The organism is Alloalcanivorax marinus (assembly GCF_016906305.1).
GTDB lineage: Bacteria > Pseudomonadota > Gammaproteobacteria > Pseudomonadales > Alcanivoracaceae > Alloalcanivorax > Alloalcanivorax marinus.
The window spans coordinates 168957-187001 of the sequence record NZ_JADDOL010000004.1; the positions used below are offsets into that span (position 1 = coordinate 168957).

Genomic DNA, 18045 nt, shown 5'->3' on the forward strand with positions numbered 1-18045 from the left:
AACGATCAGGATATACAGGGATGCCACTTACTATTTTGGTAACCGGCGGCGCCGGTTTCATCGGTTCCGCCGTGGTGCGATTTCTGATTGAGGAGACCGAACACAATGTCGTCAATCTGGATAAGCTGACCTACGCCGGCAACCTGGAGTCCCTCTCCTCCGTGGCGAACCATCCCCGTTACGCTTTCGAACAGGCCGACGTGTCGGATCGCCAGGCTGTTGACCGGATACTGGCGAACCATCGCCCGGACAAGATCATGCACCTGGCGGCCGAAAGTCATGTCGACCGTTCCATAGATGGTCCGGCTGACTTTATCCAGACCAATCTGGTCGGCACTTTCACGCTGCTGGAAGCGAGCCGGGCGTATTGGAAAAGCCTGCCGGAAACAGCCCGCGATCAGTTCCGGCTACATCATGTTTCCACCGACGAGGTTTACGGAGACCTGGGTGATTCGGGCGCCCTGTTTACGGAGGAAACCGCCTACTCTCCCAGCTCGCCGTATTCGGCCAGTAAAGCCGGGGCCGACCATCTGGTACGTGCCTGGCATCGGACTTACGGTTTGCCCGTGGTACTCACAAATTGCTCCAACAATTACGGGCCTTATCATTTTCCCGAGAAATTGATTCCTCTGATTATCCTCAATGCCCTGGACGGCAAACCGCTTCCGGTATACGGACAAGGGGACCAAATACGGGATTGGCTCTTCGTTGAGGACCACGCCCGCGCGCTCCTGACCGTTCTGGAGCACGGAAAGACTGGCGAAACCTACAATATCGGCGGCCATAACGAGCAACGTAACCTGGACGTGGTGCTGGCAATCTGTCGTCTTCTGGATGACTGGCAGCCCCGGGACAGCCGCCATGAGGAACTGATCGTTCATGTTCCGGATCGCCCCGGGCACGATCTGCGTTATGCGATTGATGCTGGAAAAATCGAGCGGGAGCTTGGCTGGACACCACGGGAAACGTTCGATTCCGGGTTGCGCAAGACCGTGCGCTGGTATCTCGACAATCGCGAATGGTGCGACCACGTTTCAACCGGAAAATATCAAAGAGAGCGCTTGGGAGTGACAAAATGAAAGGAATTGTTCTGGCAGGCGGCTCCGGCACCCGGCTCTACCCGATCACAAAAGGCATATCCAAACAGCTCCTGCCCGTCTACGACAAACCAATGATTTATTATCCGTTGTCCGTTCTGATGCTGGCGGGCATTAGAGATATCCTGATCATCACCACCCCGGAAGACAATGACAGTTATCGGCGACTGCTTGGTGACGGCACGCAATTTGGCATCAATCTGACTTATACCATTCAGGCTCACCCGGACGGTCTTGCGCAGGCATTTACGCTTGGCGAGTCCTTTATCGGCGACGAGAACGTCTGCCTGGTACTGGGCGACAACATCTTTTACGGTCAGGGTTTCACGCCGATGCTTAAAGCCGCTGCCGCGAGACCCTCCGGAGCGACGGTGTTCGGCTATCAGGTGAAGGACCCGGAACGCTTCGGCGTGGTGGCCTTCGATGACAACCGGAAAGCGATTTCCTTGGAAGAGAAACCCGAGCACCCGCAATCCCGTTTCGCGGTTACCGGGCTTTACTTCTACGACAACGATGTCATCGATATTGCCAAAGCGGTAAAACCCTCCGCAAGAGGCGAACTGGAAATCACCAGCGTCAACCAGGCCTACCTGGAGCGCGGTGATCTCAATGTGGAACTTCTTGGAAGGGGGTTCGCCTGGCTCGACACTGGCACGCATGACAGCCTTTTAGATGCCGCGCATTTCGTGGAGACCATCGAGAAGCGGCAAGGGTACAAAATCGCCTGCCTGGAGGAAATCGCCTACTACAACGGCTGGCTGAACGAGCAGCAATTGCTGCGCACCGCGGAAGCATTGAAAAAGAATGGCTACGGTGAATATCTGCTCTCTCTTCTGAAGGGTCAACCATGAGCAACCCCCCGGTCCACGTAACGCGGCCTTTCTTGCCGCCGCTCGAGGAATTTATTCCCTATCTGGAGGAGATTTGGACCAGCGGCCACCTGACCAATGGCGGGCCCATGCATCAGCGCCTGGAGGCGGCCCTGTGTGAATATCTGGGCGTGCCTCACCTATGCCTGTTCAATAACGGCACCAGCGCCCTTATGGTCGCGTTACAGGCTCTCGAATTGCAGGGTGAGGTCATTACCACCCCCTATTCGTTCGTGGCGACCGCCAACGCCATTGCCTGGAATGGTCTGGATCCGGTGTTCGTTGATGTCGAACCGACCTATCTGAATCTGTCACCGGAAGCCATCGAAGCGGCCATCACGGAAAACACCTCCGCGATCGTCCCGGTGCATTGCTACGGCAACCCCTGTGACACCGCTGCTATCGACGCCATTGCCCGACGCCACGGCCTCAAGGTGGTTTACGACGCGGCTCACGCTTTCGGTGTGCGCGATAGCGAGGGCAGCATTCTCCGCCACGGCGATCTGGCGGTGTTAAGCTTCCACGCCACCAAGGTCTTCAACACCTTCGAAGGTGGGGCGGTGGTTTGCCACGACCTTGAAATGAAACAACGCTTGGACCGCCTTAAGAACTTTGGTCTGGACGGAGAATCTCGCTTGGCGGCCACCGGAATGAACGGCAAGCTGAATGAGGTCAGCGCCGCTTTCGGGTTGCTCCAGCTGAAACATATCGACACTGCCCTGGAAGCCCGGAAAAAGATCGACACTCATTTCCGGCTTGCTCTTGAAAAGCTGCCAGGTCTGTCTGCCCTGCCCAGAGGCAGACAGACCAATGACAACTTTTCCTATTTTCCCGTTCTGGTAGAGCCCTCTTACCCGCTGAGTCGGGACGAATTGCTCACCTGTCTGGCGGAAAGGGGCATTCACGGGCGTCGCTATTTCCATCCGCTGATCCCGGATTTTGAGCATTCCCCTTTTCGTGGCGGCGACTGGCCGGTGGCGAGGGACGCCTCCGACCGTGTCCTCTGCCTGCCTATTTACCCGGGGCTCTCATCCGACGAACTGGATCGCATCGTGTATGCGCTACGGGAAGCGCGGTAATGGCTTATTTGACCAGAAGTGAGCTTGAAGCCATGGGTTTCGCCTCCCTCGGCCAGAACGTCCTGCTTTCAGACAAGGCCAGTTTTTATAACGCCAGCAGCATCAGCCTTGGCGACCACGTTCGAATCGACGATTTCTGTGTATTATCCGCTGGCGATGAAGGCATTGATATTGGCAGCCATATCCATGTAGCGGTCTATTGCAGCTTGATTGGGCGTGGAAATATTCGCCTTGGCGATTATGCCAACCTGTCTTCTCGGGTATCCATATACAGTAGCAATGACGATTATTCGGGCGCTTCAATGACCAACCCCATGGTCCCCGCCTGCTATACCAACGTGACCCATGCGCCGGTGGATATAGGTCGCCATGTGATTATTGGCTCGGGCAGCGTGGTGTTACCCGGCACCGTGCTTGGCGAAGGCGCCGCGGTGGGGGCCCTTAGCCTGGTGAGTGGCGAGTACGATCCTTTCTGGATCTACGCTGGCCAGCCGGCAAAGCCTCTCAAGGAACGGTCACGAGACCTGCTCGACGTGGAAGCAAAAATGAAACGGGAAAGCCGCTGAAGATCGAATGGTGTCCTTGAAGCGCAACGTCGCCGCCAACTACGTCAGCCAGCTTTACGTCACCGCCGTTGGCATCCTGATCCTGCCTCTCTATGTCAAGTACATGGGGGCGGAGGCTTACGGACTGATCGGTTTTTTCACCATGCTTCAGTCCTGGTTTCAATTACTGGATGTAGGCCTTACCCAGACGGTTGGCCGTGAAACCGCCCGCCACCTCGGAGGCTCCACACCGACCCTGTTCTACCGCCGCCTTTATCGCTCTTTGTCCGTCATTTTCCTCGGCACCGCGGTGTTTGGTGGGGGGGCGCTATGGCTTCTGGCACCTCAGATTGCCACGAATTGGCTATCACCCGGCTCTTTGCCAACCGAACAGGTAATACTCGCGCTCAAGATCATGGGCGTCTGCGTAGCATTGCGGTGGCTCGGCGGCCTTTTCCGGGGGGTGATTACCGGGTCAGAGCGTCTGGTCTGGTTGAGCGGCTTCAATGTCCTGTTCGCATCCCTACGTTTTGTCGCTGTGTTCGCGACCATGTGGCTGTATGGCTTCACACCTCTGGTCTTCTTTCTTCACCAGCTCATCATCGCCATCCTCGAAGTCTGCGGTTTGTGCTGGATGAGCCGCAGACTTCTGCCCACGCTGGATAACATTACGGATCGTCTGGGTTGGTCGTTCAAGCCGGTGCGCGATGTTCTAGGCTTTGCTTTGACCATCGCGCTGACCTCCTCGTTGTGGACCATGGTGACTCAGACCGACAAGCTCGTGCTTTCGGGTGTGTTGCCTTTATCCGAGTATGGTTATTTTACCCTGGCAGTGATGGTGGCCAGTGGCATCGTTTTTATCAGTGGGCCGGTCAGCCTCGCCGTGCTGCCCAAAATGTCCAGGCTGTATGCCGAGGGTGACAGAGTGAGCATGATACGGATTTATCGCACGGCGACACGCACGGTGATCACGATCGCCGGCTCGGCCGCGATCGTGATCGCCTTTTTCCCGGAGGCTCTGCTGTTTGCCTGGACGGGCGACCCGGAGCTGGCAAGCGAAGCCGCGCCGATTCTAAGACTATATGCTCTCGGCAACGGGATATTGGCGGCGTCTTCCTTTCCTTACTATCTTCAGTACGCCAGCGGGCGGCTTAAGTATCACTTGATCGGCAGCCTTCTTCTTCTGGTTCTTCTGGTGCCAAGCATTGTTTGGGCGGCTTCCCGGTTCGGCGGCGTCGGCGCCGGCAGCGTCTGGTTGTCTCTGAATATTTTGTTCTTTCTGTTTTGGGTCGGTTTCGTGCACAGCCGCCTGGAACCCGGCCTGCACCTTCGCTGGTTGCTCAGGGATGTACTGGCGGTCTATCTACCCGCCACATTGGTCGCCTGGGCGGTTTATCAAACGGGCTGGCACTTCGAGTCACGCCTGGGCACGCTGATGATACTGGCCGGCACCGGGTTGGCGGCTCTGACCGCCGCCGCCATATCGGCGAGGGGGCCAGGCCACCTCGGCCAAATCTGGAAAAAGGCATCTCAATGACGTCCGAGCAGGCTCCACAAAATAAAGGCCCCATCGTTTTTCTAGGCAGCACCAACGCCATGCCGATGGTTTACGCCAGAGCGCTGAAAAGGCTTGGTCATGAAGTGCTTTATTTCGTGGGCAGACGACCAACAGATACGCTGCACCGCCCTGAGAATCATTTCCCGGACATTGACTATCCCTATCCGGAGTGGATCGTCGAAATGCCGGTTTCCTCTCAGGTAATGCTCGCCACTTTCCCTCGTTACTACGCCGCGCGGATCGGCAAGGAAGTGAGAAAGCGCAGTGGCAGGCCGCCAGTCTGCTACATACTCAATGGCTTTTATATCGCTCTGCACCCCTATCTCGAGCAACAAGCCATACGGATTGGTCTGAGCCACGGCGCCGACCTGATCCAGTGGGGAGACCCTGAGAACAAGGCGCAATTGGTGCGCGACTTCTCAAAGAAAACCGTTTTTCGCTTTTTACCCTCCACACTCAGCAGTTGGTGGATTGGCACCGTGCTCAAGCGGCAGGCCGCCGGCTTCGCCTCAATCCATTATCTGATTGCCTTCCTGCGCGGAATCAGCCATGACAATGACCGCCTGGTGCGTCGCTATGAGAGCCAAGGGGTGAGGTACATACCACGGTTTGATGTGTCGTTTGATCCGCTAAGCGGAGAGCCCAGGGGTTTCAAGCCAGCAGATGATTTCCTGAGCATTTTCTGCGGCGTGCGTTTCCACTACAAAAGCATGGTGGGCAACCGGAAGGGATGGAGCAAAGGTAACGATCAGATCATTCGAGGGTTGGCCGATTTTTACCGCGAGTATCCGGCCATGCGCGTGCACTTTGTGGAAAAGGGCCCGGACGTTCAAAGCGCCAAGGCACTGTGCGCTGAGTTAGGCCTTGACTGTGTGATCTGGCATAAAGAGATGCCTTTTTCCGAGCTTCTCACTTTGTACCGCGACGCCGACATTTGCTTCGATCAGACCGGAGATCATTGGATTGGCGCCATTGGCGCTTACGCTCTTTGGCTGGGAAAGCCGCTGATCGCCAATGACCGGAATCTGGTGTCGTCGGGCTTTTGGCCAGAAACCACTCCCGTTTTCACCGCCACGGACAGTGCACAGGTTTTTGAGCGACTCCAAGAGCTACGGGATCCACGGGTCAGAGAGGCGGTGGCCGCGCCCGGTCAGCGCTTTGCGGAGGAATATTTATCCAGCGAGCGTGTGGTCGCGGAGTTGGACCGCATCGTTCGGACCGCGGACGTTCAGCAACCATAAAAAAAGCCCCTCCTAAGAGGGGCCGAGTCTCGCCAAACATCACCGTTATCCGATGTCCCGAGCCTGACGAGCAAACCACACGATCTTGCTCTCCCGATAAACCGTGTCAGAGTCCCTCCGGCCGGCCCTGGTCGGGCAGGGTGTAATCGCACACGCCATCGGGGAACACGGCGTTGAGCCGGTTCACCTGGTCCGAGGTGGGCGTCCAGTTGCCGTAGGTGCCGTCTTCCAGGGCCACGGACACCGGCTTGAGACCGCACTTGAAGACGTCGCCGTGGGTGGGCGCGCCGGCCACGATCCGTGAGGTGGAATAGATCGGGAAGTGGGCGGTGCAGGCGCCTTCCGCGTCATCGGTCAGGGCGCCGTTCCAGACGTCATCGCCCCGGGCGATCACCGTGCCGTCGGTTTCGAAGCAGGTGTCCACCGCCAGCTCCGGCTTGTTGGCGGCCACGCCGGCGGACGGGTTGGCGCGCAGGTTGGCCATCCAGTCATCGATCACTTCCAGAGCCAGGGGCACGGCGCTGTAGTCTTCCTCCGGACGGGCGTCGGCGAACCAGATCACCTGGTTGTCGGCGTTGCCGGCGAATTCCTCCATGCGCTGGCGCACCACGAAGGACTGGTGCACGTTGTGCATGTCCAGTTCGTGCTCCAGGTAGGGCCGGTAATCAATGATCGGAATGTCCGCCTTGCCGCGGAACACCATGCCGGATTCGTAGGCGCCGTTCATGGCTTCCAGATCACCTTCCGTGCGCGGCGCCGGCTGGGTGCCGTCCGGGCTGAGGGTCATGTTGCGGCTGCTCCAGGGGTCGAAGACGGACGGGTCGTTCATCACATCCTGCTGGGAACCGAGGAACGGGAAGCCTTCCTGCACCATGTCCTTCTGATCCTTCCAGCCGCCCGCCTGCTCGTTGAGCGAGAGGAATTCCTCGGCGGTGATGTGGCCGTCGAGCAGCGCCTGCAGGCCGTACTGCACGCCCACGTTATCGAACAGGGTGTGCGGGTAACCGTCGCCGTCCACGCCGTAGATGTTGCGCAGGTCGTCGTAGTGGCTCCAGTTCACCGTGGCCATCAGACCCGGCGGCTGCATCTGCTCCTGATTGTCCGCCTGGCCGAAGTAGGGATTCATGGTCAGCGGCGTCAGGCCGCGCCAGGATTCCACGCATTCGGTGGAGCCCGGCGCGCCGCCGTAGCCGAGCTGCTGCTTGGCGGCGTAGAGCGGATCTTCCACGTCGTCCTCGGCGTTGAGCCCCACCAGCCAGGTGCGGTTCTTGGTGGTCGCCCACTTGGGGTTGTCCCTGTCGGTGGCGTCCATGTAGTACTCAAGCAGTTCGCAGTCACCGATATGGATGGTCTGGGTGACCATGTCCGGGTAGCTCTGCACCGGAATCGCCGCGTCGATCAGACCCGGGTGGTTCTGCGCGTAGACATACTGCTGGATGGCGCCGCCGGAGGCGCCCAGGCCCACGGTGTAGAGCGGCTCGCCGTACTCTTCCACGAACCGTTCCTTGACCATCAGCGCGGTCTCACCGCCCACCTGCATGTTGTAGTGCTCGCTCATGCGGGTGCCGGTGGAATAGATGATGGCGTAGCCCTGGCCGAGCACGTCCGGCTGCAGGGCGCGGCGTTTGTAGTCCATGCTGCCCTGGGTGTGGCCGATGCCCACGCCGCCCTGGAAGCGGTACATCAGGCGGCCGTTCCACAGGCCGGTGTCCAGGGAACCGGCTTCCTCGCCGGCGTCGGCGAGCATGGCGATGGAATAGATAAAGCGGTTGATGGTGCCCCGCTCCCAGCGCACCACGAAGTCCACCACGCGGCCGTCCGACAGAGTGGTGGTGGCCATGTCCGCCGGGCGCGAGCCGCCCGCCGGCAGCGGCTGATACTCGTCGCCGGTGGTGCGGTACCAGTATTCGGTGTAGGGCTCGATGCCGCAGTCGCGGCTCAGGCCGATCTGCTGATCGTTGTCGTCATAAACCGGGAAACCCTCGTCGCCGTCGGTGTCCACCAGCGGCTGTTTGCCCAGCTCCGAGACCGTGGTGCAGACGAACGGATACTGGTGCGGGCCGGAGAACATGGGGCCCGCCACCGGATAGTTGGTCAGCGTCAGCCGCTGCAGGGTGCCGTGGTCCGGGTGCCAGACGGTGAGCGTGTTCTCGCCTTCCCGCAGACCGTGAATCATTCCTTCCACGCCCTGGTCGCCGGCCTGGAAGTCCGTGGTGTCCAGGTCCTCGCCGTTGAGCCGCAGGCGCGCCCGCGCCAGCACGTCGGCATTGCCGCGCACCGCCACCCGGGCATCGCCGCCACTGACCCACTGGGGTTCGCTGGACACCACCCGCAGCCCCACGGAGGGGGCCGGATCGGCGGAATCGGAATCGCCACCGCAGGCGGTGACCAGACAGGCGGCCGCCAATGCGAGCGCGCTGCCCGTTACGCGTACTGACATGATGCTCTCCTCGATATTGTTGTTATCGCCGGGCGTGGCCCGGTCGCCCATTCAAGGTAGAAGCGACGGCGGCGGTAAAACAGATACAGTTTTCGGGAAGTGGCTGGAACAGTGGCGGCCCTACGGCGGGACAAAGAAGCCTAAGCCTCCCGCCGGGGCCCTGCCGCCGCCAGTTCGGCGGCGGTTTCCCCGAGCCAGCGCAGAGCCCGGCGCACCGGCGGGGTGAGCGGGCTGCCGGCGTTCAGGCGAAGATAATCGGCGTGCTTGCCGTCCAGGGAGAACACCCCGCCGGGGAACACGTGGACGCCGCGGGCGGCGGCGCGCTGGAACAGCGCCACGGTATCCACGCCGCCGGGCAGGCGCACCCACAGCACGCAGCCGCCGGTGGGCCGGGTCAGCCGCGTGCCGGGCGGGAAACAGCGCCGCACTTCCTTGGCCATGGCGTTCACCTGGTCGTGCAGCCGCTCGCGCAGTTCACGCAAATGCTGGGCGTAGAAACCGCTTTCCAGCAGCCGGCCCATGGCGATCTGCGAGATCGAGGTGGAAGTGATGGTGCTCAGTTGCTTGAGCTCCCGGAAGCGCTTCTGGAACCGGCCCGCCGCCGCCCATCCGATGCGCAGGCCCGGCATCAGGCTTTTCGAGAACGAGCTGCAGTAGAGCACCAGCCCGGCCCGGTCGAAGGCCTTGGCCGGCGGCGCCGCCTCCTCGCCATAGACGGTGTCGCCCCAAACGTCGTTCTCGATCAGCGGCACCTGGTAGCGCTCCGACAGGGCCACCAGCGCCGCCTTGCGTTCCAGGCTCATGGTGAAGCCCAGCGGGTTCTGGGCGTTGGGCGACACCAGGCAGGCCGCCACGCCGCCGCGCCGGAACACCTGCTCCAGGGCACTCAGGCTGATGCCGTGACGGGCGTGGGTGGGCACCTCCACCACCTTGCGCTGGTGGGTTTCCAACAGCAGCAGGGCGCCGTAATAGGTGGGCGACTCCACCGCCACCGTGTCGCCGGGCCGGCTGACGCTGCGCAGGGCCAGGGACAGCGCCTCCATGGCGCCGCTGGTGACGATGATGTCCTCGGCGGTCACCGGCACCTCATAGGACAAACTGCGGCGCGCCAGATGGTGGGTGAACAGGGCGCTGCCGTTGGGGTGCATGTAATCCCAGGCCTCCAGAGCGTGGTGGCGGGTGACATCGCGGATGGTGGCCATGACCCGGTCCACCGGCAACACCTCCGGCCCGGGCAGCGCGATGCCCAGCCGCACCATGGCCGGGTCGGCGTGCAATTCCATGTACTGCAGCACCTGCTCGCTGAGCGACACTTCCACCGGCAGCAGCGGGTAACGGGAACCGTCCGGCTCGGGAATGTCGTGCACGTCGGAACTGCGCACGTAGACGCCGGACTGCGGGCGGATATCCAGGTAGCCTTCCGCCTCCAGGTGACGGTAGCTCTGCATCACCGTGTTCACGCTGACCTTGAACAGCGCGCTCATGCGCCGCACCGAAGGCAGCTTCTGGCCCACGGCGAAGGTGCCGGCACCGATCTGCTCAAGCAGCCGCCGGCTGATGCGTTCGTAGAGAAACCGGTCGTCGATCACCGGCGTCACCTTTCGTTGTTATAGGAATCGTGGCTTCATTCTGCCTCAGGCACCGGGGTTTGTAACCGCGCCGTCACCGGCGCCTTTGTATTTCCGGCGGCCGCCCCGATATTGCATACTGTGCGCCCGATTCCCGGCGCACCGGCGCGGCAACGACGGCGAGGCAATGATCGACTGGACAGACATCGACACCGTGCTGCTGGACATGGACGGCACCCTGCTGGATCTGGCGTTCGACAACTGGTTCTGGCAGCGCCACGTGCCCGAGCAGTACGCCCTCAGCCGGGGGCTGGAATACGCCGAGGCGGAACGGGTGTTGCAGGACTGGATCGCCAGCCATCTGGGCACCCTCAACTGGTACTGCCTGGATTTCTGGACCCGGGAGCTGAACCTGAACATCGCCGCCCTGAAGCGGGCGGCGGCGGACCGCATCGCGGTGCGGCCCGGGGCCGAGGCCTTTCTGGGCGCGCTGCGTGACGGCCCCCGCCAGGTGATCATGGTGACCAACGCGCACCGGGAGGCCCTGGACCTGAAGCTGGAGCGCACCGGCATCGACCGCTATTTCGATGCCCTGGTGTCCAGCCACGACTACGGCCACCCCAAGGAAGCCCAGGACTTCTGGCACCGGCTGCGCGAGCGGCATCCGTTCGACCCGGCCCGGGCCTTGCTGGTGGATGATTCGCTGCCGGTGCTGCATTCCGGCCGTCTCTACGGCCTCGGCCACCTGGCCAGCATTCTGCAGCCGGACTCCAGCCTGCCGGCCCGGGACCACACCGACCCGTTCCCGGCCATCGACGATTTTCTGCGGGTGCTGCCGTGAGCGAGGGCACCCGCATCGATTCCTGGCTGTGGGCGGCACGGTTCTTCAAGACCCGCAGTCTCGCCAAGCAGGCCATCGAGGGCGGCAAGGTGCAGGTGGACGGCGCCAAGGCCAAGCCCAGCAGAACGGTGCGGCCGGGCACCGTGCTCGATATCCGCAAGGGCGACCAGCGCTGGACGGTGGTGGTGGAGGGGCTCAGCAACAAGCGCGGCCCGGCCCGCGCCGCCGAGCAGCTCTACCGGGAGACCGAGGAAAGCATCGCGGCACGCCAGCAGGGCGCCGAACAGCGCCGGCTGGCGCGCATCGCCGCCCCGGTGCCCGACCACAAACCCAACAAGAAGGAGCGCCGCGACCTGGCGCGCTTTCGACGTGACCACGAAGGTGATCTGTGACCGACACACACGCGGCCGACCAAAAGCAACGTTTCCTGTTCCCCGACACCGATGTGCGCGGCGAACTGGTGCGCCTGGACCGCAGCCTGACGGCGATTCTCGGCGCCCACGACTATCCCATGTCGGTGCAGGGCCTGGTGGGCGAGGCGGTGGCCGCCGTGGCGCTGCTCGCCGGCACCCTCAAGTTCCGCGGCCGGCTGAGCCTGCAGGCCCAGGGGCGCGGACCGGTGTCCCTGCTGCTGGCCGAGTGCACCCATGACGGCCAGTTGCGCGCCCTGGCCCGCCACGACGAACGGGCCGGCGAGCAGGTCGCCATGGGCGATCTGCTCGGCGACGGCACCATGGTGATCACCATCAGCCCGGAAGGCGGACGTCAGTACCAGGGCATCGTGCCCCTGGAGGGCGACACCCTGGCCCGCTGTCTGGAGGCCTATTTCCGCCAGTCCGAACAGCTGCCCACCCGCCTGTGGCTGGCCGCCGGCAACGGCCGGGCCGCCGGCATGCTGCTGCAGCGTCTGCCGGACCGGGCCGCCGACGCCGCCCATAACGCGGAGCGCTGGCAGCACCTGGAAACCCTGGCGGACACCCTGCGCATGGAGGAACTGCTGGACCTGGACACGGAAACGGTGCTGCGCCGGCTGTTCCACGAAACCCCGCCCCGGCTGCCCGACCCCCAGGCCATGCGCTTCGGCTGCACCTGCTCCCGGGAGCGCACCCGCAATGCCCTGCTGTCCCTGGGCGCCGCCGAGATCCGCCAGCTGCTCGAGGAGGACGGCGAGGCCACCCTGACCTGCGATTTCTGCCTGTCCCGCCAGCATTTCGACGCCGTGGATCTGGCCGAGCTGGTCCGCGAGGCCGAGGCCGGCTGAGGCGATCCGGCCCCCGCGGCGGCGGCGTCGCCAGGGGGCCGCTTTTCTGTCATAATCGCGCGCCTGTCAGCGTAGCCAGCAAGTGCTCCATCAAGGTGCCAAGCCCAGGAATAATCATGACCGACCCTATGACCTATAACGATCTCAGCCCGGCCCAGCTCGTCGAACTGGCCGTTCAGCGCAACGAAGGCCAGTTGTCCGATACCGGCGCCCTGGTGGTGGAAACCGGCCACCGCACCGGCCGCTCCCCCATGGACCGCTTTATCGTCGATGAGCCCAGCACCAGTGAGCACATCCACTGGGGCCCCGTGAACCGCCCCTTCCCGGCGGACAAATTCGACGCGCTCTGGGATCGCGTGGCCGCCTTCGTGACCGAGGACGACACCTTCGTTTCCCATCTGCACGTGGGCGCCGATACCGATCATTACCTGGCGGTGAAAGTCACCGCGCAGACCGCCTGGCACAATCTGTTCGCCAACGTCCTGTTCATCCGCCCGGAGAAGTACAACCCGCGCGGCAAGGAAGAGTGGCAGATCCTGCACGCGGTGAACTTCCAGTGCGATCCGGAGCGCGACGGCACCAATTCCGACGGCTGCGTGATCTTCAACTTCGCCCAGCGCAAGATTCTGATCGCCGGCATGCGTTACGCCGGTGAAATGAAGAAAGCCATGTTCGCCGCCCAGAACTTCCTGCTGCCGGAAAAAGACGTGCTGCCCATGCACTGTTCCGCCAACGTGGGCGAGAACGGCGACGTGGCCCTGTTCTTCGGCCTGTCCGGCACCGGCAAGACCACCCTGTCCGCCGACCCGGAGCGTTACCTGATCGGTGACGACGAGCACGGCTGGGGCAAGGATGTGGTGTTCAACATCGAAGGCGGTTGCTACGCCAAGTGCATCGACCTGAGCCAGAAGAACGAGCCGATCATCTGGGACGCCATCCGCTTCGGCGCGGTGCTGGAAAACGTGATCCTCAATGAGGAAACCCGGGTTCCGGACTACACCGACGTGTCGCTGACCGAGAACACCCGCGCCGCCTACCCGCTGGAAAACGTGGAAAAGCGCGTGATCGAGAACCGTGCCGGCGAGCCCAAGCACGTGATCTTCCTGACCTGCGACCTGACCGGCGTGCTGCCGCCGGTATCGCGGCTCACCCACGAAGGCGCCGCCTACCACTTCCTGAGCGGCTACACCGCCCTGGTGGGCTCCACCGAAGTGGGCGCCGGCAAGGGCATCAAGAGCACTTTCTCCACCTGCTTCGGCGCGCCGTTCTTCCCGCGCCGCGCCGGTGAGTACGCCGAGCTGCTGATCAAGCGGGTCAAGGAATTCGGTTCCAAGGTGTACCTGGTCAACACCGGCTGGACCGGTGGCCCCTACGGCGAGGGCGAGCGCTTCAGCATCCCCACCACCCGTTCCGTGATCGACGCCATCCTCAGCGGCGAACTGGACGAGGCCGAAACCGAGCACCTGGACATCATCAATCTGGACGTGCCCAAGCAGGTACCGGGCGTGGACAGCAAGCTGCTGATGCCGAAGAACACCTGGGCCAGCCCGGAGAACTACGAGCAACGCGCCCGTGATCTCGCCGAGCAGTTCCAGAAGAACTTCGCGGAAAAATACTCGGACGTCTCCGACGACATCCGCGCCGCCGGCCCCCGGGCCTGAGCCCCGGCCCGTGACCACGAAAAAGCCCGCCGCTCCGGCGGGCTTTTTCGTGGTGCCGAACGGACCGGTCGGTCAAATCACGCAAAACCGGCCGGGCCGCGATTTCAAGCTTCCCCCCCACGGCGTTAGACTGACCGCCGTGACGCAAGGAGTCCGTTGATGAGCAAACCCAAGATAGTCGTGGTCGGCGGTGGCGCCGGTGGCCTGCCGCTGGTCACCCAACTGGGCCGCAAGCTCGGCAAGTACGGCCGCGCCGACATCACCCTGGTGGACACCAGCAGCGTGCACGTCTGGAAGCCGCGCTTCCACGAGGTGGCCACCGGCGCCATCGACGCCGACCTGGACGCGGTGGATTACCGCGCCCACGCGCGCCTCAACCACTACCGGTTCGAGCCGGGCAGCATGATCCGCGTGGACAAGGAAGCGCGCACCATCACCCTGGCGGCGATCACCGACCAGGACGGCGAGCCGGTGCTGCCGGAGCGCGACCTGGCCTACGATTATCTGGTGATCGCGGTGGGTTCCCAGAGCAACGATTTCGGCACCCCGGGGGTCCGCGAGCATTGCCTGTTCATGGACACCCGCGCCCAGGCGGAGCGCTTCCGCGAGCGCTTCATGAACACCTGCCTGCAGGCCAATTTCCGCAACGACCCGGTGTCCGTGGCGATCGTCGGCGGCGGCGCCACCGGCGTGGAACTGGCGGCGGAAATTCACCATGCGGTGGCCATGCTCAAGCTGTACGGCCACGAGCACCTGGACCGCAAACAGCTCAAGGTCACCGTGGTGGAGGCGCTGCCGCGCATCCTGCCGGGCCTGTCCGAGCGCGTCTCCGCCGCCGCCAAGGACCGTCTGGAAGCGCTCGGCGTCAGCGTGCGCACCGGCGTGATGGTGGCCGAGGCCAAGGAGCACGCGCTGATCACCAAGGACGACGACACCATCGACGCGGACCTGATGGTGTGGGCCGCCGGCGTCAAGGCCCCGGAATTTCTCGGCAAGCTGGAAGGCTTCAAGCTCAACAAGATCAACCAGATCGAAGTGGAGCCCACCCTGCTGGCCAAGGGCAACGACCGGGTGTTCGTGATTGGCGACTGCGCCTTCTTCAAGCCGGAAGGCGCCGACAAGCCGATTCCGCCCCGCGCCCAATCCGCGCAGCAAATGGCGCACCACACCGCCAAGAATCTGCAGCGCCTGTTGATGAACCGGGATCCGAAGCCGTTCGAATACCGCGACCACGGCTCCCTGGTGTCGCTGTCCAATTACAGCTCCGTGGGCATGCTCATGGGCAACCTGAAAGGCGGCAACTTTTTCGTCGAAGGCTGGCTGGCGCGCATCATGTACGTGGGCCTCTACCGCATGCACCAGGCCGCCCTGTACGGCTGGCCGCGTACCCTGCTGCTGCTGGCCGCCGGCCGCTTCAGCAAGCTGGTGAGGCCGAGACTGAAACTGCACTGAACACCGCGACACGCATTCATCACTGAGTGGGAGGGACCCCATGGCCGTTTTGACCGGATGGCTGTTGATTCTGATCGGGCTGGCGGTGGGCGCCGGCGGCGCCTGGCTGCTGTGGCTGGGCGGCAGCGCCTATTACGTGGTGGCGGCCCTGGGCTTCGTGCTCACCGGCGCCCTGATGGTGGCCCGCCGCCCCGGGGCGCTGTGGATCTACGCGCTGCTGATCCTCGGCACCGGCGTCTGGTCGGTGTGGGAGGTGGGCCTGGACTGGTGGGCCCTGGTGCCCCGCGGGGCGGTGATCGTCGCCCTGGGTCTGTGGCTGCTGCTGCCGTTCATCAACCGGGGACTCCATGGCACCGGCGGCCAGCCGTGGACGCTGGCCGCCGGCCCGTTGGCGGTGACGGTGGTGCTGGCCGCCGCCCTGGCGCTGCTGTCCTGGCAACGGGATCCCCACGACCTGAGCGGCGCCCTGCCCGACGCCCGTGCCCCGGCGCCGGACAGCGGCATCGAGGACGGCGACTGGCACGCCTATGGCCGCACCGGCCTCGGCCAGCGCTACTCCCCCTTGGACCGCATCACCCCGGACAACGTGGGCCGGCTCGAAAAGCTGTGGACCTACCACACCGGCGACGTGCGCGGCGACGGCGACCCCACCGAGACCACCTATGAAGTGACGCCCCTGAAGGTCGACGACACCCTCTATCTTTGCACGCCTCACCATTGGGTGATCGCCCTGGACGCGGACACCGGCGAGGAGCGCTGGAAGTACGACCCGGAGATCGACAAGGACATCAGCCGCCAGCACCAGACCTGCCGCGGCCTGTCCTACTTCCCCGGCCACCGCGCCGATGACGGCCTGGAAAGCGGCGGTGACCAGGCCCTGGCCGCGTCCGGCAGCGGCCTGGAGGAACGGCCGGACACGGCGGAAGACCGCCGCTGCCGGCGGCGCCTGTTCCTGCCCACCGCCGACGCGCGACTGATCGCCCTGGATCCGGACGACGGCCGGGTCTGCCGGGACTTCGGCGACGACGGCGCCGTGAACCTGTGGGCCAACATGCCCCACCAGAAGGACGGTTTCTATTATTCCACCTCGCCGCCGGTGGTCACCGAGGACCGGGTGATCGTCGGCGGCGCGGTCAACGACAATGTGTCCACTTCCGAGCCGTCCGGCGTGATCCGCGCCTATGACGTGGACAGCGGCGAGCTGCTGTGGAACTGGGACCCGGGCAACCCGGACGACACCGCGCCCATCGCCGAGGGCGAGACCTACAGCGCCAGCACCCCGAACAGCTGGTCGGTCTCCAGCGTGGACGAAGACCTGGGGCTGGTGTACGTGCCCATGGGCAATCAGGTGCCGGACCAGTGGGGCAAGAACCGCAACCCGCGGAGCGCCCGTTTTTCCTCGTCCATCGTCGCCCTGGAGCTGGCCACCGGCCAGGTGCGCTGGGTGTTTCAGACGGTGCACAACGACCTTTGGGACATGGACGTGCCGGCCCAGCCCAGCCTGGTCGACCTGACCACCGACGCCGGCACCGTGCCGGCCCTGGTGGCCCCCACCAAGCAGGGCGATGTGTACGTGCTGGACCGGCGAACCGGCGAACCGGTGGTGCCGGTGGAGGAGCAGCCGGCGCCCGCCAGTCTGGGCTATCAGCCGGTGGCGGACACCCAGCCCGCCTCGGCGCTGAGCCTGAATCCGCCGCCGCTGCGCGGGCGCGACATGTGGGGCGCCACCCTGTTCGATCAGCTGGCCTGCCGCATCCAGTTCCATCGTCTCCACTATCAGGGCCGTTACACTCCGCCCTCGGAGCGCGGCAGCCTGATCTACCCGGGCAACTTCGGGGTCTTCAACTGGGGCGGCCTGGCGGTGGATCCGCGCCGCCAGGTGGCCTTCGCCACGCCGGCCTATCTGGCGTTCGTGTCCACCCTGGTGCCCCGGGGCGACGCCACCACCGACTATGTGTCCGACGGCAAGCCGGGGCTCGGCGAAAACTACGGCGCGCCCTACGCGGTGACCCTCAAGCCGTTCCTGTCACCGCTGGGGCTGCCCTGCCAGCAGCCGCCCTGGGGCTATGTGGCGGGGCTTGATCTGGTCAGCGGCGAAGTGGTCTGGAAACACCGCAACGGCACGGTGCGCGACCAGGCACCGGTGCCGCTGCCGTTCAAAATGGGCGTGCCGGACCTGGGCGGGCCGATCATCACCGCCGGCGGCGTGGCCTTTATGAGCGGCACCCTGGATTACTACGTGCGTGCCTACGACCTGACCACCGGCGACACCCTCTGGGAAGACCGCCTGCCCGCCGGCGGCCAGGCCACGCCCATGACCTACAGCGATTCCCAGGGCCGCCAGCGGGTGCTGGTGGTGGCCGGCGGCCACGGCTCCCTGGGCACCCGGGCCGGGGACGCGATCATCGTCTACGGTTTGCCGGACTGAGGCCG

14 protein-coding genes are annotated in these 18045 nt (G+C 63.8%); 12 read left to right on the forward strand and 2 right to left on the reverse strand.

The annotated features are described in order from the left end of the window. Positions 1-20 precede the first annotated feature (20 nt). From rfbB to IM760_RS05185, 6 genes are read left to right on the forward strand one after another with little or no spacing between them, the layout of a single operon-like run. Complete coding sequence (gene rfbB, locus IM760_RS05160; protein WP_204427467.1) at positions 21-1079, forward strand: dTDP-glucose 4,6-dehydratase; 1059 nt, start codon at positions 21-23, stop codon at positions 1077-1079. Next, a complete protein-coding gene (rfbA, locus tag IM760_RS05165; RefSeq protein ID WP_204427468.1) occupies positions 1076-1948 on the forward strand; it encodes a glucose-1-phosphate thymidylyltransferase RfbA in 873 nt (290 codons plus the stop codon). The genes rfbB and rfbA overlap by 4 nt, the downstream gene beginning before the upstream one ends. After that, positions 1945-3045 (forward strand): DegT/DnrJ/EryC1/StrS family aminotransferase, encoded by a 1101-nt coding sequence (locus IM760_RS05170; RefSeq protein ID WP_204427469.1) that lies wholly within the window; start codon positions 1945-1947, stop codon positions 3043-3045. Before rfbA ends, IM760_RS05170 begins: the two co-directional genes overlap by 4 nt. Further along, positions 3045-3611 (forward strand): acyltransferase, encoded by a 567-nt coding sequence (locus tag IM760_RS05175; RefSeq protein WP_204427470.1) that lies wholly within the window; start codon positions 3045-3047, stop codon positions 3609-3611. Before IM760_RS05170 ends, IM760_RS05175 begins: the two co-directional genes overlap by 1 nt. Before the next feature lie 16 nt (positions 3612-3627). Next, entirely contained in the window at positions 3628-5127 is a 1500-nt protein-coding gene (locus IM760_RS05180; protein ID WP_204427471.1) for an oligosaccharide flippase family protein, read from the forward strand. Next, a complete protein-coding gene (locus IM760_RS05185; protein WP_204427472.1) occupies positions 5124-6389 on the forward strand; it encodes a glycosyltransferase family protein in 1266 nt (421 codons plus the stop codon). The genes IM760_RS05180 and IM760_RS05185 overlap by 4 nt, the downstream gene beginning before the upstream one ends. 106 nt (positions 6390-6495) lie before the next feature. Here IM760_RS05185 and IM760_RS05190 read toward each other — a convergent pair whose 3' ends face one another. After that, on the reverse strand, positions 6496-8829 hold the full coding sequence (locus tag IM760_RS05190) for a DUF6351 family protein (protein WP_204427473.1): 2334 nt from the start codon (positions 8827-8829) through the stop codon (positions 6496-6498). A gap of 140 nt (positions 8830-8969) precedes the next feature. Continuing rightward, positions 8970-10418 carry an aminotransferase class I/II-fold pyridoxal phosphate-dependent enzyme gene (locus IM760_RS05195; protein ID WP_204427474.1) on the reverse strand — a complete coding sequence of 483 codons (1449 nt, stop codon included), beginning with the start codon at positions 10416-10418 and terminating at the stop codon, positions 8970-8972. A 166-nt stretch (positions 10419-10584) separates the two neighbouring features. Between IM760_RS05195 and yrfG the strand changes: the two genes are divergently transcribed. From yrfG to IM760_RS05225, 6 genes are all read left to right on the forward strand, one after another. Beyond that, positions 10585-11238, forward strand: a complete 654-nt coding sequence (yrfG, locus tag IM760_RS05200) for a GMP/IMP nucleotidase (protein ID WP_204427475.1) — start codon at positions 10585-10587, stop codon at positions 11236-11238. Then, a complete protein-coding gene (locus tag IM760_RS05205; RefSeq protein ID WP_204427476.1) occupies positions 11235-11630 on the forward strand; it encodes a S4 domain-containing protein in 396 nt (131 codons plus the stop codon). The genes yrfG and IM760_RS05205 overlap by 4 nt, the downstream gene beginning before the upstream one ends. Continuing rightward, positions 11627-12499, forward strand: coding sequence for an Hsp33 family molecular chaperone HslO (gene hslO, locus IM760_RS05210; RefSeq protein WP_204427477.1), 873 nt, complete (start codon positions 11627-11629; stop codon positions 12497-12499). Before IM760_RS05205 ends, hslO begins: the two co-directional genes overlap by 4 nt. A gap of 116 nt (positions 12500-12615) precedes the next feature. Continuing rightward, positions 12616-14160: a phosphoenolpyruvate carboxykinase gene (locus IM760_RS05215; protein ID WP_204427478.1), complete on the forward strand. Its 1545-nt coding sequence runs from the start codon at positions 12616-12618 to the stop codon at positions 14158-14160. A gap of 159 nt (positions 14161-14319) precedes the next feature. Then, positions 14320-15612 carry an NAD(P)/FAD-dependent oxidoreductase gene (locus IM760_RS05220; RefSeq protein WP_204427479.1) on the forward strand — a complete coding sequence of 431 codons (1293 nt, stop codon included), beginning with the start codon at positions 14320-14322 and terminating at the stop codon, positions 15610-15612. A 40-nt stretch (positions 15613-15652) separates the two neighbouring features. Beyond that, positions 15653-18040: a glucose/quinate/shikimate family membrane-bound PQQ-dependent dehydrogenase gene (locus IM760_RS05225; RefSeq protein ID WP_204427480.1), complete on the forward strand. Its 2388-nt coding sequence runs from the start codon at positions 15653-15655 to the stop codon at positions 18038-18040. Positions 18041-18045 lie beyond the last annotated feature (5 nt).

Coding starts and splice junctions, on each gene's coding strand:
- IM760_RS05225 (WP_204427480.1), top strand. CDS start 15,653: ATGGCCGTTTTGACCGGATGGCTGTTGATTCTGATCGGGCTGGCGGTG.
- IM760_RS05215 (WP_204427478.1), top strand. CDS start 12,616: ATGACCGACCCTATGACCTATAACGATCTCAGCCCGGCCCAGCTCGTC.
- IM760_RS05185 (WP_204427472.1), top strand. CDS start 5,124: ATGACGTCCGAGCAGGCTCCACAAAATAAAGGCCCCATCGTTTTTCTA.
- IM760_RS05190 (WP_204427473.1), bottom strand. CDS start 8,829: ATGTCAGTACGCGTAACGGGCAGCGCGCTCGCATTGGCGGCCGCCTGT.
- IM760_RS05220 (WP_204427479.1), top strand. CDS start 14,320: ATGAGCAAACCCAAGATAGTCGTGGTCGGCGGTGGCGCCGGTGGCCTG.
- rfbA (WP_204427468.1), top strand. CDS start 1,076: ATGAAAGGAATTGTTCTGGCAGGCGGCTCCGGCACCCGGCTCTACCCG.
- IM760_RS05170 (WP_204427469.1), top strand. CDS start 1,945: ATGAGCAACCCCCCGGTCCACGTAACGCGGCCTTTCTTGCCGCCGCTC.
- yrfG (WP_204427475.1), top strand. CDS start 10,585: ATGATCGACTGGACAGACATCGACACCGTGCTGCTGGACATGGACGGC.
- IM760_RS05175 (WP_204427470.1), top strand. CDS start 3,045: ATGGCTTATTTGACCAGAAGTGAGCTTGAAGCCATGGGTTTCGCCTCC.
- rfbB (WP_204427467.1), top strand. CDS start 21: ATGCCACTTACTATTTTGGTAACCGGCGGCGCCGGTTTCATCGGTTCC.